At 63.7% G+C, this 21,671-nt stretch carries 20 protein-coding genes; 13 read left to right on the top strand and 7 right to left on the bottom strand.

The window, feature by feature from the left end; genetic code table 11:
- A complete protein-coding gene (phnL, locus tag AC1RTB_RS08965; RefSeq protein ID WP_492877817.1) occupies positions 1 to 708 on the top strand; it encodes a phosphonate C-P lyase system protein PhnL in 708 nt (235 codons plus the stop codon).
- Positions 705 to 1,322, top strand: a complete 618-nt coding sequence (locus tag AC1RTB_RS08960) for a DapH/DapD/GlmU-related protein (protein ID WP_492877819.1) — start codon at positions 705 to 707, stop codon at positions 1,320 to 1,322. The genes phnL and AC1RTB_RS08960 overlap by 4 nt, the downstream gene beginning before the upstream one ends.
- Positions 1,323 to 1,329: 7 nt before the next feature.
- Here AC1RTB_RS08960 and gltS read toward each other — a convergent pair whose 3' ends face one another.
- Together gltS and AC1RTB_RS08950 are read right to left on the bottom strand one after the other, a co-directional pair.
- On the bottom strand, positions 1,330 to 2,541 hold the full coding sequence (gltS, locus tag AC1RTB_RS08955) for a sodium/glutamate symporter (protein WP_492877821.1): 1,212 nt from the start codon (positions 2,539 to 2,541) through the stop codon (positions 1,330 to 1,332).
- Between the two features lie 188 nt (positions 2,542 to 2,729).
- On the bottom strand, positions 2,730 to 3,752 hold the full coding sequence (locus AC1RTB_RS08950; protein ID WP_492877823.1) for a Tim44 domain-containing protein: 1,023 nt from the start codon (positions 3,750 to 3,752) through the stop codon (positions 2,730 to 2,732).
- A 184-nt stretch (positions 3,753 to 3,936) separates the two neighbouring features.
- On the opposite strand from AC1RTB_RS08950, the gene AC1RTB_RS08945 reads away from it, so the two are divergent.
- From AC1RTB_RS08945 to AC1RTB_RS08915, 7 genes are all read left to right on the top strand, one after another.
- Positions 3,937 to 4,710, top strand: a complete 774-nt coding sequence (locus tag AC1RTB_RS08945; protein ID WP_492877825.1) for a bestrophin-like domain — start codon at positions 3,937 to 3,939, stop codon at positions 4,708 to 4,710.
- A gap of 162 nt (positions 4,711 to 4,872) precedes the next feature.
- Positions 4,873 to 5,715, top strand: coding sequence for a phosphonate ABC transporter ATP-binding protein (gene phnC, locus AC1RTB_RS08940; protein WP_492878192.1), 843 nt, complete (start codon positions 4,873 to 4,875; stop codon positions 5,713 to 5,715).
- A gap of 91 nt (positions 5,716 to 5,806) precedes the next feature.
- Entirely contained in the window at positions 5,807 to 6,718 is a 912-nt protein-coding gene (phnD, locus tag AC1RTB_RS08935) for a phosphonate ABC transporter substrate-binding protein (RefSeq protein ID WP_492877827.1), read from the top strand.
- 75 nt (positions 6,719 to 6,793) lie between these two features.
- Complete coding sequence (gene phnE / locus AC1RTB_RS08930) at positions 6,794 to 7,747, top strand: phosphonate ABC transporter, permease protein PhnE (RefSeq protein WP_492877829.1); 954 nt, start codon at positions 6,794 to 6,796, stop codon at positions 7,745 to 7,747.
- 3 nt (positions 7,748 to 7,750) lie between these two features.
- Positions 7,751 to 9,142, top strand: a complete 1,392-nt coding sequence (gene phnE / locus AC1RTB_RS08925) for a phosphonate ABC transporter, permease protein PhnE (RefSeq protein WP_492877831.1) — start codon at positions 7,751 to 7,753, stop codon at positions 9,140 to 9,142.
- A 102-nt stretch (positions 9,143 to 9,244) separates the two neighbouring features.
- The gene (locus AC1RTB_RS08920) at positions 9,245 to 9,952 is read left to right on the top strand and encodes a DUF1045 domain-containing protein (RefSeq protein ID WP_492877833.1); all 708 of its coding nucleotides are present in this window, start codon (positions 9,245 to 9,247) and stop codon (positions 9,950 to 9,952) included.
- A gap of 1 nt (position 9,953) precedes the next feature.
- Positions 9,954 to 11,090: an alpha-D-ribose 1-methylphosphonate 5-triphosphate diphosphatase gene (locus AC1RTB_RS08915; RefSeq protein WP_492877835.1), complete on the top strand. Its 1,137-nt coding sequence runs from the start codon at positions 9,954 to 9,956 to the stop codon at positions 11,088 to 11,090.
- On the opposite strand, the gene AC1RTB_RS08910 is transcribed toward AC1RTB_RS08915, so the two are convergent.
- Positions 11,087 to 11,710, bottom strand: coding sequence for a helix-turn-helix domain-containing protein (locus AC1RTB_RS08910; protein WP_492877837.1), 624 nt, complete (start codon positions 11,708 to 11,710; stop codon positions 11,087 to 11,089). The two genes, AC1RTB_RS08915 and AC1RTB_RS08910, sit on opposite strands and share 4 nt — an antisense overlap.
- A 115-nt stretch (positions 11,711 to 11,825) precedes the next feature.
- Here AC1RTB_RS08910 and AC1RTB_RS08905 point away from each other — a divergent pair, with 115 nt between their 5' ends.
- The 3 genes from AC1RTB_RS08905 to AC1RTB_RS08895 all read left to right on the top strand — a co-directional run bounded on the left by AC1RTB_RS08905 (position 11,826) and on the right by AC1RTB_RS08895 (position 15,805).
- Positions 11,826 to 12,989, top strand: coding sequence for an NAD(P)/FAD-dependent oxidoreductase (locus tag AC1RTB_RS08905; RefSeq protein WP_492877839.1), 1,164 nt, complete (start codon positions 11,826 to 11,828; stop codon positions 12,987 to 12,989).
- An 87-nt stretch (positions 12,990 to 13,076) separates the two neighbouring features.
- Positions 13,077 to 14,675 carry an ABC transporter substrate-binding protein gene (locus AC1RTB_RS08900; RefSeq protein ID WP_492877841.1) on the top strand — a complete coding sequence of 533 codons (1,599 nt, stop codon included), beginning with the start codon at positions 13,077 to 13,079 and terminating at the stop codon, positions 14,673 to 14,675.
- A 26-nt stretch (positions 14,676 to 14,701) separates the two neighbouring features.
- Entirely contained in the window at positions 14,702 to 15,805 is a 1,104-nt protein-coding gene (locus tag AC1RTB_RS08895; protein ID WP_492877843.1) for a serine hydrolase domain-containing protein, read from the top strand.
- Between the two features lie 3 nt (positions 15,806 to 15,808).
- Here the strand turns inward: AC1RTB_RS08895 and AC1RTB_RS08890 are convergent, their stop codons facing one another.
- The 3 genes from AC1RTB_RS08890 to AC1RTB_RS08880 all read right to left on the bottom strand — a co-directional run bounded on the left by AC1RTB_RS08890 (position 15,809) and on the right by AC1RTB_RS08880 (position 19,071).
- Complete coding sequence (locus AC1RTB_RS08890; protein WP_492878194.1) at positions 15,809 to 16,417, bottom strand: DUF6969 family protein; 609 nt, start codon at positions 16,415 to 16,417, stop codon at positions 15,809 to 15,811.
- Between the two features lie 385 nt (positions 16,418 to 16,802).
- Positions 16,803 to 18,017: a YeeE/YedE family protein gene (locus AC1RTB_RS08885; protein ID WP_492877845.1), complete on the bottom strand. Its 1,215-nt coding sequence runs from the start codon at positions 18,015 to 18,017 to the stop codon at positions 16,803 to 16,805.
- A 130-nt stretch (positions 18,018 to 18,147) separates the two neighbouring features.
- Positions 18,148 to 19,071, bottom strand: coding sequence for a sulfurtransferase (locus AC1RTB_RS08880; protein ID WP_492877847.1), 924 nt, complete (start codon positions 19,069 to 19,071; stop codon positions 18,148 to 18,150).
- Positions 19,072 to 19,357: 286 nt separating this feature from the next.
- Between AC1RTB_RS08880 and AC1RTB_RS08875 the strand changes: the two genes are divergently transcribed.
- Entirely contained in the window at positions 19,358 to 20,944 is a 1,587-nt protein-coding gene (locus tag AC1RTB_RS08875; RefSeq protein ID WP_492877848.1) for an ABC transporter substrate-binding protein, read from the top strand.
- Between the two features lie 81 nt (positions 20,945 to 21,025).
- On the opposite strand, the gene AC1RTB_RS08870 is transcribed toward AC1RTB_RS08875, so the two are convergent.
- The gene (locus AC1RTB_RS08870) at positions 21,026 to 21,517 is read right to left on the bottom strand and encodes a hypothetical protein (protein WP_492877850.1); all 492 of its coding nucleotides are present in this window, start codon (positions 21,515 to 21,517) and stop codon (positions 21,026 to 21,028) included.
- Positions 21,518 to 21,671 lie beyond the last annotated feature (154 nt).

Raw genomic sequence — 21,671 nt, 5'->3', positions numbered from 1 at the left:
ATGGCCACACCACTCATCGTTTCGGAGGTCGCCAAGGCCTTCATCATGCATCTGCGCGGCGGCATCCGCCTGCCGGTGGTCGCCAATGTCTCGTTCTCAATCCGGGCGGGCGAATGCGCCGTGCTCGGCGGTCCCTCGGGTGCCGGCAAGAGCTCGATCCTGAAGATGGTCTATGGCAATTACGGCGTCGACCAGGGCCAGATCATCGTCGAGCATCATGGCGCGCTCGTCGACCTCGCCACAGCCAATCCGCGCACGGTGCTCGAAGTCCGCCGCGACACGATCGGCTATGTCAGCCAGTTCCTGCGCACAGTGCCGCGCGTTTCCGCCCTCGATGTCGTCGCCGAACCTTTGGTCGCGCGCGGCATTGACCGTAAGCAAGCGCAAGACCGCGCCGCCGACCTGCTCGGGCGGCTCAACCTGCCGGAAAGGCTGTGGTCGCTGCCCCCAGCTACCTTCTCCGGCGGCGAGCAGCAGCGCGTCAACATCGCGCGCGGCTTCATCACCGATCACCCGGTGCTCTTGCTCGACGAACCGACGGCTTCGCTCGATGCCACCAACCGCGAGGTGGTGATCTCGCTGATCGACGAAAAAAAGCTGGCCGGCGTTGCCCTGCTCGGCATCTTCCATGATGCCGACGTGCGTGAGGCGGTTGCTGACCGCATCGTCGATGTCACCGAATTCGCCGCAGGAAAGGCTGCCGCATGAGCCGCAAACTCTCCGAACAGCCCTACGTGCATGCAACCGCCGAGGTGACGCAGTCGACGCTCGGCCGCTGGACCGAGGTGTCCGAGCGAACCCGCATCAGCGAAAGCGAGCTCGGCGACTATTCCTATGTCATGCAGGATTGCAGCCTGTGGTGCGCCAAGGTCGGAAAGTTCTCCAACATCGCAGCAAGCGTGCGCGTCAACGCCACCAACCACCCGACATGGCGCCCGACTATGCACCACTTCACCTACCGCGCCTCGGACTATTGGGATGACGCCACCCACGAGACCGAGTTCTTCGAGTGGCGGCGTTCGAACGCGGTCAGCATCGGCCATGACACCTGGCTTGGCCATGGCTCGACGGTCTTGCCGGGCGTCACCATCGGCGATGGCGCGGCGATCGGTTCGGGTGCGGTGGTCACCAAGGACGTCGCGCCCTACACCATCGTTGCCGGCGTGCCGGCCAAGCCGCTGCGCGAGCGCTTCGACTGCAGGATATCAGAACGTTTCCAGGCGCTTGCCTGGTGGGACTGGGACCACGCCAGACTGCGCATCGCCCTTGACGACTTCCGCAACCTTTCGGCGGAAGAATTTCTCGAAAAACACGGCGGCTAAAGCCGCCTCACCGCGCCAGGAAAAACTGGATCGCCACCATGTTGACCAGGTCGACGAAAAAAGCCGAGACCAGCGGCAGGATGATGAAGGCGTTTGGTGACGGGCCATAGTGCTTGGTCACCGCCGTCATCGAAGCGATCGCCGTTGGTGTTGCCCCCAGTGAGAGGCCGGTGAAACCGGCACTCAGCACCGCCGCCTGATAGTCCCTGCCAAGCAGCGGGAAAAGCACGATCAGGATGAAAGCAACGGCGAGAATTGCTTGCATGGCAACGACGACCAGCAGCGGGCCGGCGACCCCGGCAAGCGTCCAAAGCTGCATGCTCATCAGCGACATGGCAAGGAACGCCGACAGCGAATAGTCCGAGATCAGTGACATTGCCGGTGAGCGCGCCGGCCATGGCAGCCGTGGAAAGATGAATGGAATCGTGTTGGACAAAACGACGCCCATGATCAGGCAGGGCACGAAGAGCGGCAGCTTGACGCCCATCGCGGTCACCGGTCCGTGAACCAGATAGCCAAGCACCACCGCCACGTTGACCAGCAACAGCGCCTGCATGAAGTTCGACTTGTCGATCGGCACGGCTTCCGATTTTGCGATGGTCTGTGCACTCACCGAAGCGCTGGCATCGGGGGTCAATTTGCCACGTTCGATCAGGAACTTGGCCAATGGGCCGCCCAGGATGCTGGCCACTATGAGGCCGAGCGTCGCCGCCGCCGTGCCGACCTCCACGGCCCCGGGAAATCCATGCTCGGCCGCGATCGCCGGCGCCCAGGCAATCGTTGTGCCGTGTCCACCGACAAAGGCAATCGATCCCATGATGACGCCCGCCGCCGAGGGGAGGCCGAACAGCCAGGCCCCGAGCGTGCCGACGCCATTTTGCAAGAAGACGAACAGCACTGTCAGTACGCACAGTACGGCCAGCGCCCGCCCACCGACCAGCAGGTCGGAGAGCCGCGCATTGACGCCGACGGTGGCAAAGAAGATGACCAGCAGTCTGTCGCGCGTGGTCATCTCGAAGACGATCTCCATGCCCGACAGCTTGTAGAACGCCCATATGGCAGCGGCGGCCAGAAACCCGCCGGTCACCGGTTCGGGAATGTTGTAGTTGCGCAGGAAAGCGATGTGGCGTGTCAGGATCACGCCGATGAAATAGACGACGATTCCGAGCGTAAGTGTCAGGAAATCAGGCGAAGTGAGGGTGTTGGCTGCCGTCGTCATCCGAGCTTTTTATGGTCGCGAGAACTGGAATCCCGGATCGGCGGACCCCAGCCTATCCAGCCCTCAACCTTGCCTAGAATATCAAGCAGGGCAATCGCAATTCGGCCAGGGCCGTTGCCGAAACGAAAACACCCGCAATCGGCTCCCGAAGGGCGCGATTGCGGGTGTCAGAACTCAGTGAGAGGTAATCAGGCTGCCTGGATTGCCGACAGCTGCCAGTCGCCGCCATTCTGGCGCACGAAGGTCCACAGCTCGGTGGTCTCGGTCGGCTTGTCCGCGTCACCTTCGACGATCTCGCCGGTGGCACGGTTGCGGGTCACGTCGATCGAGGAATACTGCATCGCCGCCGTGGCGTAGTCGCGGTCGCCTTCGCTCCAGCTTTCCGCGATGTCGGCCTGCAGCAGCTGCACATCGGACACGTCGTTGCGCACGCCCTTCTGGGCGTTGTCGGCGAGTTCCTCGGAGAGATAAGACACCATCTCCGGCGTCACCAGCCGGCGCAGCGCCTTGTGGTCCTCGCGCCCAAAAGCTTCCTGCACTTCGCTCAGCAAGCGCTGGAAGGTTTCGAGATCGTCGGACGATACTGACATGTCCTGGCTGACAGGTTGCTGCGGGACTGCGTCCGCGCGGCTGCCGCCGATGCTCGGGATGCTGAACGGACGGCTGCCGCCATTGGCCTTGCCGGTCTCTTCAGGTGCCGCGTCGCGATAGTTGAAATTGCCGCCGCCTGCCGAGGCACCAGCCATCGCCGGCCCGGACGATTGCGCCGACCGCGAACGGAAGAAGCGGATCGCAAGCCAGATCGCGCCGCCGATCAGAAGCACCTGCAACAGCATGCCGAACATGCCGGCGAGACCGCCAAAGCCCTGGCCGAGCATCATGCCGATCAGGCCGCCCATCAACAGGCCGCCGATCATCGAACGGCCGAAACCGCCCATGAAGCCGGGGCGCTGCTGCGCGGCAGCGCCGGGACGGGCTGCGTTGGTGGCCGGATTGGCGGCCTGGCCGGTGTTCGGCGTCATCGAGCGCTCCATCGGAGCGGCCGGCTGCGGCGCGGTGCGCGTCGGCGGTGCCGACTGGAAGGTACGCGTGCCACGGCTGCCGAAGCTGCCGCCACGGCGGGCGTCGGCTTGGTCGACGGCGACCATGGAGAAGGCAAGGAACAACCCTGCGAAAAGCGTTGCAAATCGGGTCGTTCGGGACATTTTCATCAGCGGTTCCTCAAGGTGACGTCCGCCCTCATATAATGACTAACAAGTGTAGTGTCAGGGCTTGCAGCATTTTTTTCGTGTACCGCGACATCTTATCATTTCAGCCACCTCGGCGTTTCCTCGAATTGCCGATACACTGCCAGCGACGATCAGCACCCCGACCAGTCGCCGGCAGGAGATGCGGATGATCTATGCTGTGGTTCTCGGAACCGCTTTCATCGGCGGAACGATTGTCCTGACGCTGGCGTCTTACCTGTCCATGCGGTTCATCACGGGGGGCGACCCGGAAGGCAAGGATCGGGAAATGGCATCGTCCGTCGTCGTGCGCATCGCCGCCCTGCACGGGCTGATCCTCGCGCTGGTGTTCGCGCAGGAAATGGTCGAATATCAGCAGCTGAAATACGAAAGCGCCACCGAAGCCGATGCCATTGCCGATGTCTATTATGACGCCGAGCGCTACGACATCGAGCAGGGCCTGGCCATTCAGCAGGCTTTGTCGGGATATCTGCGCGTGGTGATCAACCAGGAATGGGCAGAGCTGGGTTCCACCGGCCAGCTGTCGCAGACCGCATGGGACCAATGGGACGTCGCTTATCGCGGGGTGCTCGATCTCGTTCCAGCAACCGGGCGCCAGACAAGCCTGCGCGATCACATGCTCAAGCAACTCCAGGCGATTGCCGAAGTTCGTGTCAAGCGCGACAATCACGGCCCCGACGACGTCAACCTGATGTTCTGGTTCGCCGCATTATCGGGCGTGATCCTGATCGCATTCGGCTACTACCCCTACGCGCCCGAGCGGCGCAGTCTCATGCTGCTCTCGGTCGTCGGAGCCTACACCGGCATCATCTTGTTCTTGATCTACGCGTTTTCCAATCCTTACAGCCCACCGGGGTCACTCAATCCCGGCGCCTATGAGCGACTGCAGAAAGAGATCACAGCGCCACCGGAGGCAAGCTGACGAACGGGCATTCGCGTTTTGACGCACGAAACGGGCGATTCCGGGCCGCCGACCTGTGCATCGTAACAAAACTGACATGGTCCCGACATTGCAGCTTCATGTCCCGGGTCTAGGCCGATGCCTGAAAAGGGCGAAAGCCTTGACAGGGACAGGGAAGCCAAGATGCTCGAAATCCGCAACGTCACGCGCCGCTTTGGCAAGAGCGTAGCCGTCAACGGCGTCAATCTCCAGATCCAGCAGGGCCAGATGGTCGGCATCATCGGCCGCTCCGGTGCCGGCAAGTCGACCCTGCTGAAGACCATCAATCGGCTGATCGACCCGAGCCAGGGCTCGATCGTCTTCGACGGCACCGAAGTGTCGTCGCTGCGTGGCCCAGCACTGCGCCGCTGGCAGCGCGACTGCGCCATGATCTTCCAGCAGTTCAACTTGGTGCCGCGCCTCGACGTGTTGACCAATGTGCTGCTCGGCCGCCTCAACCACCGCTCAACCACGCTCAACCTGCTCTCGATCTTCTCCCGCGAAGAGCGCATCCGGGCGATTGCCGCGCTCGAACGCCTGGACATCGCCCGCACGGCACTTCAGCCAGCCGGCACGTTGTCGGGTGGCCAGCAGCAGCGCGTCGCCATCGCCCGCGCCTTGATGCAGGAGCCCAAACTTATCCTCGCCGACGAGCCGATCGCCTCGCTCGACCCGCTCAACGCCAAGGTGGTGATGGACGCGCTGCAGGATATCAACCTGCGCGAAGGCATCACCGTCATCACCAATCTGCACACGCTCGACACCGCCCGCACCTATTGTAACCGCATCATCGGCATGTCTGCTGGCTCGGTCGTCTTCGACGGTCCACCTGAAGAGCTCAACCGCGACGCCGTGCGCATGGTCTACGGTGCCGACAGCGACGGCGCCGAGATCTCCGAAGCCATCACCTCCACCAGCATCCGCCCGGCAAGGGCGAAGGCTGCGATATCCGCCGCACCTCTCGAGCCCGCATACGCGTCGCTCTGAGGCCGTCCGCGTTCGCCTCGCCCGCGTCAAGGGCCTGCAATCAGCAACTGCAATGACCCAGCAAGGTGCTGGGCCAACCTGGAGACTTGTCATGTTCAAGAAAGCACTTTTGAGCGCCGTTTCGCTCGCCGTCCTGGCGATCGGCTCGGCTCATGCCGCAGACCTCAAGGAATTCCGCATCGGCCTGATCGGTGGCGAAAACGAAGCCGACCGCCTGCGCAATTTCCAGTGCCTGGCCGACCAGCTTCCGGCCGTTCTCGGCGTCGAGAAGGTGTCGCTGTTCCCGGCTGCCGACTATGACGGCACCATCCAGGGCCTGCTCGGCGGCACGCTGGACTACGCCGAGCTCGGCGCCTCCGGCTACGCCAAGATCTACCTGCAGAACAAGGATGCGGTCGAGCCGATCCTGACCACCGTGCAGACCGACGGCGCCACCGGCTACTACTCGATCATGGTCGCCAAGAAGGATTCGGGCATCACCAAGCTCGAAGACCTCAAGGGCAAGAAGCTCGGCTTCGCCGATCCGGATTCGACCTCGGGCTATCTGATCCCGGTCACCTCGCTGCCCAAGTCGCTCGGCGGCACAGCCGTGAAGGACTATTTCGCCGAGACCGGCTTTGGTGGCGGCCACGAAAACCTCGTCCTTGAAGTGCTCAAGGGCACTTTCGACGCTGGCACGACCTTCGGCTCGGGCGTCGGCAACTTCAAGGACGGCTACACCTCGGGCAACCTCAAGAAGATGGTCGACAAGGGCATCCTCGACATGGACGACCTGGTCGAAGTCTGGAAATCGCCGCTGATCCCGAACGGCCCGCTGGTCGTGCGCACCTCGCTCGACGCCGACATCAAGACCAAGTTCAAGGACTATTTGATGAAGCTGCCGCAGACCGATCCAGCCTGCTTCTCGGCCATCCAGGGCGGCGATTTCAAGAGCTACACCGAAGTCACCCCGGAGTTCTACCAGCCTGTCATCGACGCCCGCAAGGCGCAGATCGGCAGCTAAGTTCTCAGCAACATCGACGCGCCGCGTCCCCATCGCGGCGCGTCTTTCTTTGATCCGGGACCGGACGGAAAATTCATGACTATGCCCCTCTCGGAAGCTGGCCTGACGGTCGAGCGCCACTGGCGCGAACTCGCCAGCCGGCGCCGCCTGCACACAATAGGCGGCCTGATCCTGCTGTTTGTCGCCCTGTCTGGATCGCTCTGGTTCGCCAATGAGAGCAATGCCGGCAAGTTCTTCGACCGGCTGCCGCATTTCTTCGACTTCACCGACCAGCTGATGCCACGCGATCCCTATGAGATCGGCCGCGCGCTGTTCGACCTGCCCTCGCCCTATGCCGACGGCAGCATGAAATTCGATTACCCCGAAGGCCGCGTCTATATCGCCGGCGCCTTCTACATGCCCGAATACATCTACAAGATGCTGGAAACGATCAACATCGCGCTCGTCTCCACGATCATCGGCTTCGCCTTCGGTTTTGTGCTCTGCTTCCTCGCCGCGTCCAATCTGGTGACCCAGCGCTGGCTGCGCTTCTTCGTGCGCCGTTTCCTCGAAATCCTGCGCGCTTTCCCCGAGATCGTCATCGCCGGCTTCTTCCTCGCCATCCTGTCGATGGGTGCGATCCCGGCGATCATCGCGGTGTCGCTGCACACCATCGGCGCGCTCGGAAAGCTGTTCTTCGAGGTCGTCGAAAATGCCGATATGAAGGCCGACGAAGGCCTGCGTGCGGTCGGCGGCAACTGGCCCGAGCGGGTCTGGTTCGGCATCGTGCCGCAGGTCATGCCGAACTTCCTGAGCTACGCGCTGCTGCGCCTCGAGATCAACGTGCGCGCCTCGACCATCATCGGCGCTGTCGGCGGCGGCGGCATCGGCGAAGCGCTGCGTCTGTCGATCAGCCGCAATCACGAGGCCAAGACACTGGCCATCATATTCCTCCTGTTCTGCACGATCGTCGCGGTCGACCAGCTGTCAGCCTGGTTGCGCAAGAAGCTGGTCGGCGAGCAGGCCTTTGCCTTCGGCCGTGGGGACTAAGACATGACCACCCTTTCCATGACCGACATGCAGGCGATCTCCGACCGCCATCCCGAGCTTTTCGCCGGCTCGTGGCGCAAGAGCCTGACTGGCTGGGCCGTTGGCGCCGGCATCATCGCCTATCTCGCCTTCGCCTGGTGGTTCTTCGCGGTCGGCGCCGTGATCGCTGGCGGCAACTGGGGCATCGCCGGAACCTATCTCGCCGACTGGGTCAGCTATGAGGTTCGGCCGCAGGTCACCTTCAGGCCGGACCGCCTCGATATCGGCTATCCGCGCTTTTCATCCTACCGTGCCGACCGGCACCCTGAATGGCTGAGCTTCGACTTGGCCCCAGCGGCCACCGCGGCACCTGCCGCCAACAAGGCAGCGGCCAGCCGCGTCACCGCCCATATCGGCAGCAACAACACGGTCGACGTTACCCCGACCAGCGTGACGGTGACGCGCGGCACGGAAACGCTCGACATAGCCGTCGCACCCCAGGCCAGCATCGCCGTGGTCGGCACCCTGCCCGCCTGGGCGACGCAGAAGGCGCCGGGCGAAAAAATCGTTGTCGATTTCGGCTTTGCCGGCTCCGTCCAGATCAACGCCGACGACGTCAAGATCCGCCACCGCTTCCTCGGCTGGCAGAACTTTGTCTTCGACGGCCATTCGCCCTACTGGGGCAAGTCGACGAGCGAAGTCCTGTCGCTGGTCATGTCCGACACGCGCATCGATCCCAAAATGTCGAATGCCTCCCTTGCCTGGGACAACATCGTCAACAACTCCGAATGGCAGCATGGCGACGTCTGGGTGAAGCTTTTGCAGACCATCGTCATGGCCTTCGTCGGAACGCTGTTTGCCAGCGTGCTCGCCTTCCCGCTGGCCTTCCTTGCGGCCCGCAACATCACGCGCAACCGCCTCGTCAACCAGGTCGCCAAGCGTTTCTTCGACTTCCTGCGCTCGGTCGACATGCTGATTTGGGCACTGTTTTTCACCCGCGCCTTCGGCCCCGGTCCCATCGCCGGCATGTCGGCGATCTTCTTCACCGACACCGGCACCTTCGGCAAGCTCTACTCCGAGGCGCTGGAGAACATCGACGACAAGCAGCGCGAGGGCATGCGCTCGGTCGGCGCCTCGCCGGCGTCCGTCCAGCGTTATGGCGTGGTGCCGCAGGTGCTGCCGGTGCTGATCAGCCAGTCGCTCTATTTCTGGGAATCGAACACCCGCTCGGCCACCATTATCGGCGCTGTCGGCGCCGGCGGCATCGGCCTCAAGCTGTGGGAAGCCATGCGCACCAATTCCAACTGGGCGAACGTCGCCTATATGGTGCTCTTGATCCTGGTCGTGGTGTTCATCTTCGACAATATCTCCACCGCATTGCGCCAGCGGCTGATCGGCGGGAAGGCCAGCCACTGAACATCTGTGGCCGGCCATTGCAAATCTTGAGAAGTCGGCCACTACTTCGTCAAACTGTCACGCAAATCATCTATCGGGCAATCGCCCTCAAGGACTCGCGCCATGCGCTATGCCATCTATTTCACGCCCGAACATGACGACCCGCTGTGCCGCATCGCGGCCGGCTGGCTCGGGCGCGATGCGTTTGGCGGCGCTATGACCCCGGCCAAGGCCTTCGGCGATCTGTCCGCGGCGGAAGTCGCGTTCCACGCGGCCGCCGCACGCCGCTACGGTTTCCATGCCACGCTCAAGGCGCCGTTCCGCCTCGCCGAAGGTGTTTCCGAGGCGTCGCTGATCGATGCCGTTTCTTTTTTTGCAAGCAACACAACGCCCTTCGACATCCCGCGCCTGAAGCTTGCCCAGATCGACGGTTTTTTCGCCCTGATCCCGGCAGAGCCCCTGCCCGAGCTCGACCGCTTCGCCGGCGAGGTGGTCACCGCCTTCGAGCCTTTCCGGGCACCGTTGAGCGACGCCGAAATCGCCCGCCGCAACCCCGAGGCCCTGTCGCCGCAGGAACACAGCAACTTGAGCCGGTGGGGCTATCCTTACGTATTCGACACCTTCCGTTTCCACATGACGCTGACCGGCCGCGTGGCGACCGAGGAAGCACCGCGCGTCCGCGCCGCGATCGAGGAATGCCTGGGCAATGTGCTCGACAAGCCGGTGCCGGTTGACGGGCTGGCGCTGTTCGTCGAGCCCACGTCGGGCGCGCCGTTCGAGGTGCAGGCCTATCGCGCTCTGGGCAATCAAGCCGAAAGAAAGACCGCCTGAGATGACCGACCTTGTCTTGAGAAACGCCCGCCTGGTTCTGGCCGACACCGTCATCGACGGTTCGATCGTCGTGCGCGACGGCAAGATCGCCGAAATCTCCACTGGCCCGAGCGCGGTTGGCGAGGACATGGGCGGCGACTTCATCATTCCCGGCCTGGTCGAACTCCACACCGACCATCTCGAAGGTCACTACGCGCCGCGTCCGCGCGTGCGCTGGAACCCGATCGCAGCCGTACTTGCGCACGACGCCCAGGTGGCTTCCGCCGGCATCACCACCGTCTTCGACGCGTTGCGTGTTGGCATGGACGAAGACGCCGACATGACCTCCACCGACATGCGCCTGCTCGCCGACGCGATCGAAGACAGCGTGCGCGCCGACCGCGTGCGCGCCGACCACTTCATCCACCTGCGCTGCGAAGTCTCGGCCGGCGACTGCCAGGACAGTTTCGCCGTTTTCGACGGCGACGACCGCGTCAAGCTGGCCTCGCTGATGGATCACGCACCTGGCCAGCGCCAGTTCGTCGACCTTGAAACCTATGCCTATTACTACCAGCGCAAGCTGAAGCTGAACGACGTCGAATTCCAGGCCTTCTGCGACAAGCGCATGGGCGATTCCGCCCGTAACTCCAAGCCGAACCGCGATGTCATCTCGGCCGCCTGCCACGCGCGCGGCATCGTTTTGGCGAGCCACGACGATGCCACCACGGCCCATGTCGACGAAGCGATCGCCCAAGGCATTCGCGTCGCCGAATTCCCGACCACGCTTGAAGCCGCCAACGCCTCCAAGGGAGCCGGGCTCGGCGTCTTGATGGGCGCGCCCAACGTCATGCGCGGTGCCTCGCATTCGGGCAATGTCTCCGCCCGCGCCCTTGCCGAACACGGCCTGCTCGACATCCTGTCGTCCGACTACATCCCCTTCAGCCTGATCCAGTCGGCTTTCTTCCTCGGCGAAGTCGTCGAAGGCATCTCGTTGCCGCAGGCGATGGCGATGGTGTCGAAGAACCCGGCCGATGCCGTCGGCCTCACCGACCGCGGCGTCATCGAGGCCGGACGTAGGGGGGATCTGGTGCGCGTACGGGTCGACGAGCATGTGCCCGTGGTTCGCACCGTGTGGCGTGAAGGCCGCCGGGTCGCTTAGGCCTCGACCTTCTCTTCATCGTTGAGGCTGATGAGCGTCATTTCCATGTCGGGTTCGTCGCCCGAGCAGACGCACAGCATCTCGGCATCACCCTCGCCCACCGAGAGGTAGGCGTGGCCCATGGTGGAATCGATGTAGACGCTTTCGCCTTGCTTGAGCCGCACCGGCGCATATTGCTCGGTGTGGACCTCGATCTCGCCTTTCAACACGATCAGGAACTCCTCGCCGGCATGCTGGGTCAGCGGGCCGAACTGCTCCAGCGTGCGTGCCCGGGCGCTGGCGATGATCGGCACCATGCGCTTCCGCACCAGATCGGTGGCGAGGTAATAGTAATCATAGTTCCGGGTCAGCTGGCGCAGCGTGGTTGCCTTCGATGCGATCGAGCGGCGGGTGCGCGCAGATGGCTGTTTGGAATCGCCGCTCAACAGTTCGGTGACATGGATGCCCAGGCCGCCGCAGATTTGCAGCAGCTTGTCGTAAGTCAGCGACATCTGGTCGTTTTCGACCTTCGACAGCGTCGATACCGCGACACCTGTCAGATGGCTGACATCCTGAAGCGTCCAGCCATGCTGCCTCCTGAGGTTTCGCAGGCAGTCGCCTAGATTCGGTTGTTCCGACATGGCTATCTCCATCACCCGTGATTCAGTAGCTATTCCAACTCCCTCCGTACCGCAAGATTCACCAACATTTTTCCTATACGCTAAATATTGACTGCATTCGAAAATGATTTTACCAATGGCCATGCATTCCAATTCCCGTACCCAAAAAGTCATCGTCATTGGTGGAGGCATTGCCGGCCTCTCGCTCGCAGCGGCCGTCCAGCAATGGGCAGAGGTCACGGTGATCGAACGTGAAACCCAGCTCGGCTATCACGCCAGCGGACGCTCCGCCGCCCTTTTTTCCGAGACCTATGGCAACACGGTCGTGCGTGCGCTTTCGGTGGCGAGCCGGCAGGCCATCATCGACGGCGGCTTCGTCGAGCACGTCAGAGGCGCCTTGCACTTCGGCGGCCCCGGCGACACCGACGCCATTGACCAGTTGGCCGAGGAACAAAAAGCCTTGGTGCCAAGCGTGCGGCGCCTGTCTGCGGACGAGGTCGCGGCCATGGTTCCGGCCATCGCAGCGGAACGAACCTGCGGTGCGGTCTACGAACCCGGCGCGGTCGACATCGACACCGGCAAGATGGTCCAGGCCCAGGCATCCGCGCTCAAGGCCGCTGGCGGCAGCATCGTCACCGGTGCGGAAGTGCTGGAAATCAAACGTACGCCGCAAGGTTTTCGCGTTGTCACCACCACCGGCATCCATGAAGGCGACATCGTCGTCAACGCCGCCGGCGCCTGGGTCGATGTCATCGCCGGGCGCGCTGGCCTGCCTGGTCTCGGTTTCGCGCCCAAGCGGCGCACGGCCTTCCTGTTCGATCCGCCCGCAGGCGTCGACGTTCGCAACTGGCCGCTGGTCGTCGACCTGCATGAGCGCTTCTACTTCAAGCCGGATGCCAGCCGTCTGATCGGCTCGCTCGCCGACGAGACCGACTCCGAGCCTTGCGATGCCTACCCCGAAGACATCGACATCGCGACCGCCGCCTACAACATCGAGGAGGCAACGGGCCTGAATGTCGGCCGCCCTTCGACGCCATGGGCCGGACTGCGCACATTTTCGCCCGACCGCACACCGGTCGCGGGCTTTGATCCGCGCCTGCCCGGCTTCTTCTGGCTCGGCGGCCAGGGCGGCTACGGTTTCCAGGTTTCGCTGACGCTTGCCCGTCTCGGCTCCGCCCTGATGCGCGGCGAGCCGCTGCCCGACGATCTCGTCGAACTTGGTGTGACCTACGGCGCGCTCGCGCCGGATCGTTTCGTGCAGTCGGCCAGTTCGCGCGCCGAGCACGCCGTGAGCACTTAGACCTAAGTCCGAAAGAATGTTGGCGCGGAGGGAGGAGAACCGCCGCGCGGTAACGTCAAGACAGAAGAAAATCAGGGAGGGATTGCAATGACATCTTCAGGCATGATTTTGCGCGCGGCGCTTGTCGCCTCGACCATCCTGCTCAGCGGGCAGGCTTACGCCAAGACCCTGGTCTACTGCTCGGAGGCGAGCCCCGAGACCTTCAATCCGATGCTCACCTCAGCCGATTCCACCATGGACGCCGCTGCCAAGACCATCTTCAACAGGCTTGTCGAGTTCAAGCCGGGCACCACCGAGGTCGGGCCTGCTTTGGCGGAAAAATGGGAAGCCTCGGACGACGGCAAGGTCTACACCTTCCATCTGCGCCACGGCGTCAAGTTCCACGCCAACGAGACCTTCACGCCGTCGCGCGAGTTCAATGCCGACGACGTGCTCTACACCTTCAACCGCCAGCGCGACGCCGCCAATCCCTATCACAAGCTGGCGAACGCTTCTTACGAGTACTTCAACGGGCTTGGCATGGGCTCGATGATCGAAAAGGTCGAAAAGGTCGACGACTACACCGTGCGCTTCACGCTGACCGCGCCGAACGTCACCTTCCTTGCCGGCATAGCGCTCGACTATCTCTCCATCCTGTCGCTCGAGCAGACCGAAAAGATGGTCGCCGCCGGCACGCCCGAACTGATCGACCAGCGGCCGGTCGGCACCGGCCCCTTTGTGCTGGAGGCCTACCAGCAGGACGCCCAGATCCGCTATTCCGCCAACAAGGACTACTGGAACGGCGCGCCCAAGGTCGACACGCTGGTGTTCGCCATCACGCCCGAGCCGGTTGTCCGCGTCACCCGCATCAAGGCCAATGAGTGCCAGGTCGCGGCCCCGCCGCCGGCAGCAGCGCTTGCCGAACTCAAGGGCAACCCGGACATAGATATCTTCAGCCAGCCGGGCCAGAACATCGGCTCCGTCGGCTTCAACACCGAGCACAAGCCGCTGGGCGACGTGCGCGTGCGCACAGCCCTTGCCAAGGCGATCAACCGCCAGGCCATCGTCGATGCCGTCTATCAGGGTGCCGGCACTCTTGCCGGGAGCGTTGTGCCGCCAATGCAGCTGGGCGCGGTCATGGACGCGGCCGTCGACTACGATCCGGAAGGCGCCAAGAAGCTGCTCAAGGAAGCCGGCCTGGAAAACGGCGTCTCGATCAAGCTCTGGGCCATGCCCGTTTCGCGTCCCTACAACCCCAATGCGCGCCGCATGGCCGAGATGATCCAGGCCGATTGGGCCGCTGTCGGCGTCAAGACTGAGATTGTCACCTTCGAGTGGGGCGAATATCTCACCCGCACCGCCAAGGGCGAGCACGATGCCTATCTGCTCGGCGGCAGCAGCGACAATGGCGATCCCGACAACATGCTCTCCTTCTCCTTCGCCTGCGACGGCGTGAAAGGTGGCTCGAACCGCTCGCGCTGGTGCAACGAGGCGTTCGACAAGCTGCTTGAGGCAGGCCGCGTCACCGCCGACCTCGAAAAGCGCGCCGAGATCTATCGCCAGGCGCAGGCGATCCTGAAGGCCGAGGTGCCGGAAGCTCCGATCGCCCATTCGGTGGTCTCGATCCCGGTGCGCAAGAGCGTGCTCAACTACGTGATGGATCCATTCGGCCGGCAGAACTTCGCCGGCGTCGACATCGCCGAATAGCAACGCCTCAGGAAGGGCAGACAGTCATGCGCGAAGATTTGAACCGTCTGCTCGAAACCTACCGCGCCGATGGCGCGGTGGGTGCCTCGCTTGCCTTCGCGCTCGGCGATGGCGAAACGGTCGCTGTCACCACGGGCCTTGCCGACCGCCCGAACAATATCCCTGTGTCCCCCGACCATCTGTTCAAGATCGGCAGCTGCACCAAGACCTTTGTCGCCGCGGCCCTGATGAAGCTCGCCGACGAAGGCACGGTCGATCTCGGCGGCCCGATCTCGGCATGGTTTCCCGACCTGCCGCGCTCCCACGAGATTTCGGTGCGCCAGCTGATCAACCATCGCGGCGGCCTGCCCGAATTCGAATACGACATCCCCATGGACCCGAGCCGGTCCTGGACGCCGGCACAACTGGTCGACCTCGCCTTCAGTGTCGGCGGCCAGACAGCTCCGGGAGGCCCGGCCGTCTACAACAACACCGGCTATGTGCTGGCCGGCATGCTGATCGAGGCCGCTTCAGGTCTCACGCTTGGCGAGTATGTCCGCCGCAAGGTGCTCGAACCGCTTGGCCTTGAGGATACCTGGTCGCCGGCGACCGAAAGCTTCCCTAAGGAGCGCATGGTGCGTGGCTACTACCACCGCCCGAAACCCGCAAACGATGCTGCGACCGGCCTCGCCGAGGGTGGCGAGATGTGGCGCATGGACGGCGTGCTGCCCTACTCCGACGAATTGCAGGATTCCTCCGAGAGCTTCCCCTTCTCCGGCGCCTATGGCTGCGGCGATATGGTCTCGACGCCGAGCGACATGGTGAAGTTCATGCGGGCGCTGTTTTCCGGTCGCCTGCTGCCCGCGCCGCTGTTTCGCGAGATGAGCGAAAACCGCGCCGAAGTCAGCTTCCCGGGAACCCGTATGCGCGAGACGGGCGCCGGCCTGTTCCAGAGCAGCTATGCCGATCGCCTGTTTTACGGCCACCAGGGCGGCATTCCGGGCTACGTCACCGTCATGCAGCATGAGCCGAAATCGGGCCTGACAGTCGCCATGACTTGCAATGCCGGCTCGGGCAACCGGCTGTCGTTTTATGCCAGCAGCATGCACCCGGTGTTCGACCAGGCGATCAGGATCATCCTGCGCGGATAGAGTTTAGACGCCGAGGCGGGCGGCCATCTGGCGAAGGTCGACGCCAAGTTCGGATGTCACCTCCAGCGCGCGGTCGTCGCGCGCTGGAGCGTCATTTCCAGGCTGGTGCGCAGCGAGCACCCGGTCGCGCTCACGGATCAGGACCTCGATTTCTTCGGCATAAAGCCCAAGCACGGCACTCAGCCAGCGATTGACCAGATAGGACGGCCTGGCGAAATGCAGGTCGAAGCGCGGCAACAGCGCGATTGTCGCCTCAGCCGCGAGCCAATTGTCACCGACAACCCACTGGTTGACGGTGAACAGGCGCAGCAGCCGGCCATAGGCATCGACGCCGACTGCGATGAGATGGTGGATCGGCCCGTTCGGCCCCTCGGGCCGGACGAAGCAGTGGAAATGGCCATGTTCGGTCCGGCCCTCGGCCGGTGGATGGCTGTGGTAGTACCACTGCGCGCCGGTCTCGGGGTCGAACACGTCGCCTGAGGGAAAATGCTCCCAGACGGCAACGGACTTGGCTTCGCGCAGCGTTTCGAGCAGCACGTTGCTGCCCGACTTCGCCATCACCTGCTCGCAAAACAGCGCCTGGCGCGCCGCTTGTGCTTTTGCCTCGTCCATCTCGGGCCTCCTTGCGCCAGCTTGCGCTATTGCGGCTGGGGCGCGCAAGGCGAAGCGGCGGGTGCCGCGGCACATGGTGAAGCGGCAGCGCAAGGCGCAGGTGCAGCCGAACAGGGTGAAGCTGCCGAACAAGGAGCCATCGCAGCACAAGGGGCGGGCGCCGCCGAGCATGGAGACGCCGCCGCACATGGTGAAGATGCGGCGCATGGCGACGCTGCCGAGCACGGCGATGCCGCCGCACAAGGCGACCCGGCAGCACAAGGCGTTGCCGGTGCGCTGGCAGCCGGCACGGGCCTAGGTGCCGCAGCGAAACGGTAATGATCGGCGGCGATCGCCGAAGTGGCGGCAAGGAAGGCAGTGCCGAACAGAAGTGTGTTGCGCGTGCTCATTTGGTCTTGAACCCATCGAGGCCGAACAGCGGACGCAGCGCCACGCCGCCGAAACTGCCCAGGAATGCCGAGGCAAACCACAGCCAGCCATGCACGCTGCCCGAGGCGATGCCGGAAAACAGCGCGCCGACATTGCAGCCAAAGGACAGTCGCGCGCCGTAACCCATCAAAACACCACCGATGGCCGCAGCGAGGAACGAGGCCAACGGCACCTTGACCTTGGGCGCGAATTTGCCGGCAAGACCGGCGGCCAGTGCAGCGCCCAGGATGATGCCGAAATTCATCACCGAGGTGACGTCGGCGAGCACACTGGAGCCCAGCGCCTTGGCCGGGCCGGGCCAGCTCCAGAACGCCCAGGTTTCGACCGGCACGCCAACCGCCTGCGCCACCTTCGCACCCCACAGGCCAAAACCGAATGTCACCGACCAGGGATGGCCGGCGGTCAAAAGTGTCGCGATGTTCAGCCCGGCCAGCGCAAGTCCCGCACCGACCAGCGGCCAGGGACCATGCAGCAGCCGGGCAAGTCCGTTGCGCGGTGCCGGCTTGGTCTTTTCGAGCCCGCCATGGGCGCGGCGCTCGACAAGCACGGTTGCGGCAGCCACGGCACCGAGACCTACGAGTGTGACGATGACCCCGCCCGGCACGCCGAGCGTCCGGCCCAGGCTGATCTCGGGCAGCGACGGCAATGCCAGCCACCACGGCAGATGTGCCGTGCCGATGACGGCGCCGACGATGAAGAAGATGAGCGTGACCAGCATGCGCGAACTGCCGCCGCCGACGGTGAACAGCGTGCCCGAGCCGCAGCCGCCGCCAAGCTGCATGCCTAGGCCAAACATCGCCGCCCCCACCAGCACCGACACGCCGACCGGTGCGAAGGCACCGACCAGCGCCTGGCCATTGGCGCTGCCGAGCGCCAGAAGCGGGATGAAGACCACCGAAGCAGCTGCGATCATCAGCATCTGCGCGCGGATGGCGTTGCCGCGCTTTTCGACAACGAAGCGCCGCCAGCCGCCGGTGAAACCGAAGGAGGCGTGGTAAAGCGTCAGGCCCAACAGGCCGCCGATGACAAACAATACCGCCTGTCGGGGGCTGATCGCCTCGCCAATGGCAAGCGCTCCGAGTGCAAGCGCCAGCGCCACAAAGATGACGGGGCCCTTGTCGAGATTGACCCGGGCGGCAGGCGCCGGGGCGGTTGCGGTAATCTGGGTCATTTCAGTTCAGTCGCAAATTTGAGTGTGAGGATGCATCGCCCGTTCAACGAAAGATGTCCAGGATCGCTCCTGGACATCTCTGATTTCGGGCCTGCGCTCGTTGGCGATTCGGGCCTGCGCTCGTTGGCGATCAGGAGCCGGGCTGAACCGGGCGTGCCGGGTCGGCGGCCCACTCGGCCATCGAGCCGTCATACATCTTGGTGTTCTTGTTGCCTTCGATCTCGCTCAGGCCGAACCAGACCACCGAAGCCCAGTGGCCGGTGTTGCAGAAGGCGATGTTCTTCTCGTCGGTGCCGAGACCAACGCCCTTGGAAAGCGCCGCGACAGCGTCCTTGGAGGCGAACGAGGCCTTGTCGGCGTCGTAGAGCTTGGTGTTTTCGAGGTTGGCAGCACCCGGGATGGTGCCGGGAACGCGGACGACCGGGCTCTTGGCCTCGCCGCGGAACTGAGCTGCCGGGCGGCCGTCGATCAGCTTGGTGCCGTCGGCGCGCGCCTTTTCGACGTCGGCGGTTGTCGCCAGAAGTTCGGTCTTGAGTTCGCCATTAAAGGCAGCCGTCACAGGCTTGGCTGCTTCGGTCGAGACCTCGCCACCGGCTGCTTCCCAGGCGCGTTCGCCGCCGTTCAGGATCGACACGGCATCGTGGCCGAGCACCTTGAAAGTCCAGTAGACGCGGGTCGCAGCGCCGAATTCCGACGAGTCGGTGCCGTTGGGCACGATCACGACATGGCTGTCATTGCTGACACCGAACGCACCGATGGTCTTGGTGATCGTCTCCAGTGGCGGCAGCATGCCCGGCACGCCGTTCACTTCCGCGCGCCAGCCGGCGGTGGCATAAGGCGCGCTGACCGCGCCCGGCACATGGCCCTTGGCATAAGGGTTGTTGCCGTCTTTCGCCGCATCGCGAACGTCGAGCACGACGAGGCTCTTGTTGCCGAGGTTGGACTTGAGCCAGGCAGCATCGACGAGCGGCTGGTCGGTCAGGCGTTCGGCCTGGGCGCCCGTGGCCAAAGCCAAGCCGGCAGTAATAACTGCGGCAAACAGAGAAAAACGCATCGGACAACTCCAGGAAAAAGATTCTAAAAACAGGCGTCAACCACACTTATAATCCGACAAGGACTGACTGACACGGCATGCCAGCCCTAAATTAGCGCCAGCAACGGAACTTCATGCGCAAAAACACCGGATGAATGGAATTTCATTCCACACACCAATCGCATGTCCATATGCAGAATAAAGAATATAACCACTTCACAAATCGGCCCTTTGCGACGATTTTCTGATCGACGCCGCCAAGCCGATGATTTGGGCCGCAGCAACAAGGCTCATGAGGGGACAAGGCATGCGTGTGTTCAAGGCCATGGCCGCAGCGATGTTCGGCGCGATGCTCGCCGCCTCCGTCGCTTTTGCCGACACGCCGACAGACACGCTCATTGTCGCCGATGCCATCGACGATGTCATGACGCTCGATCCAGGCCAGGTTGGCGAGGTCGGCGGCGTGCTCACCAGCAGCCAGATATACCAGTCTCTGGTCAGCTTCGACGTCAACGACCCCACCAGGATCATCGGCGTACTTGCCGAGAGCTGGACGATCTCGCCTGATGGCAAGACCTTCACCTTCAAGATGAACCCGAAGGCGCGCTTCGCCTCGGGCAATCCGGTGACCGCGCGGGATGCCGAATTCTCGCTCAGGCGGGTGGTTCACCTGAAGTCGCGCTCGGCCTTCATCATCGGCCAGTTCGGCTTTTCGCCCGACAATGTCGACGACCGCATCAGGGCCCTAGACGACCAGACCCTGGTCATCGAGATCGCCGACACCTATGCGCCGAGCTTCCTGTTTTATTGCCTGTCGTCCTATATAGGCGGCATCGTCGACTCCAAGCTCGTCAAGCAACATGAAATCGACGGCGACTATGGCAATGGCTGGCTGAAATCGGACAATTCCGCCGGCTCCGGCCCATTCGCGCTCAGCAAATGGCAACCCAAAGAGTCGATCCTGCTCAAACGCAACGACAATTACTGGGAAGTGGCACCAAAACTCGACCGCATCCTGATCCGGCATGTCGCCGAAAGTGCCGAACAGCGCAGGTTGCTCGAGGCGGGCGAGGTCGACATCGCCAACAGGCTGGGGCCGAACGATTTCGACAGCATTGCCAGCGACCCGAAACTTGCCGTCGTCAATGGCCGCTCGGGCAACATCTACTATATGGGGCTGAACGTCCGGAACCAGTATCTGGCCAATCCCAAGGTGGTCGAGGCAATGAAATACCTTGTCGACTACCAGGGCATCGTCGACACCATCTCGCGCGGCACCATGGAGGTGCACCAGACGCTTGTGCCCAACGGCTTTCTCGGCGCCATCGCCTACAAGCCGTTCACCTTCGACGTGGAAAAGGCCAAGGCATTGCTGACCGAAGGCGGCGTCAGCGGCGAATTCTCGCTCGACATGGTGGTGTGGGACACGCTGCCCTTCACCGACTTCGCCAAGGCGATCCAGGCATCCATGGCGCGGGCAGGCGTCCAGCTCAATCTGCAGATCGTCGGCGGCCGGGAATGGCTCGACCGCTACCGCAACCACGACCTCGACATCTGGCTTGGCTTGTGGGGACCGGACTATCCCGACCCGCACTCCAACGCCAAGGCCTTCGCCGTCAACAAGCAGGATGCGCCGGACGGCTCCGACAGCCTTGCCGACCGCTTCGGCTGGAACGCCGGCCAGTTGTCGCCGGATGCCATGGCGGCCGTGCGCGAGCAGGATACGGGCAAGCGCAAGGCGATGTATGAGGCGATCCAGAAGGTGCACACCGACAGCTCGCCCTTCATTCTCATGTTCCAGGAAGTGCGCAAGGTCGGCGTCAGCGCACGGATCAAGGGCCTGGTGATGGGCACCACCTTCTCCGACGACCGCTATCAGGCGATTTCGAAATAGCGGAAAAGCGACTGGCTGCTCCAACGCTCACCGGGCGGCAACCAATCTGGATGCCACCCGGCGCCTTCGCCCCCACCCAACTTATTCCAGACGAAAATCAACCGCCGGCGCCACCGCTGCCACCACCGCCGGCGCCGCCACCGGCACCACCGCCAGATCCCCCACCAGAACCACCACCTGCGCCACCGGAACCGCCGCCAGCACCGCCGCCCGCGCCACCACTACCACCAGCGGAGCTGCTGCCCCCGCCGCCACCGGTGCCACCCCCTGCACCACCACCATTACCGCCACCGCCGCCGGAGCTGCCGCCTCCGCCGCCACCTGTGCCGCCTCCACTGCCACCACCACCGGAGCCCCCGCCTCCGCCACCACCAGCGCCTCCACCATTGCCACCGCCGCCGCTACCCCCGCCAGCACCACCTCCGGAACCTCCGCCACTACCGCCCCCGGCTCCACCGGAACCGCCGCCACCTGCTCCACCACTGCCACCGCTGGCGCTATCGCCACCGCCGCCACCGGAGCGGCCATTGCCGCCGTTGCCGCCATTGCCGTCGCTGCGGCCGTTGGCGCCATTGTGGTCGCTGCCAGCCAACACCGACGAGATCAGCGACGTGGTGATCGGCGGGCATTGCGCCAACTGGTCAAACGACAGGATACTGCGGCGGTTGATCGCGATACAGCAGAGTTGGTAATTGCCTCGCGTAAGGGGCTGGCATTGGGCGTCACT

This window comes from Aminobacter sp. GW821-FHT11F06, from assembly GCF_058808215.1.
The sequence above is the reverse complement of the archived record's forward strand: the minus strand, read 5'-3'. Positions and strand labels throughout refer to the sequence as shown.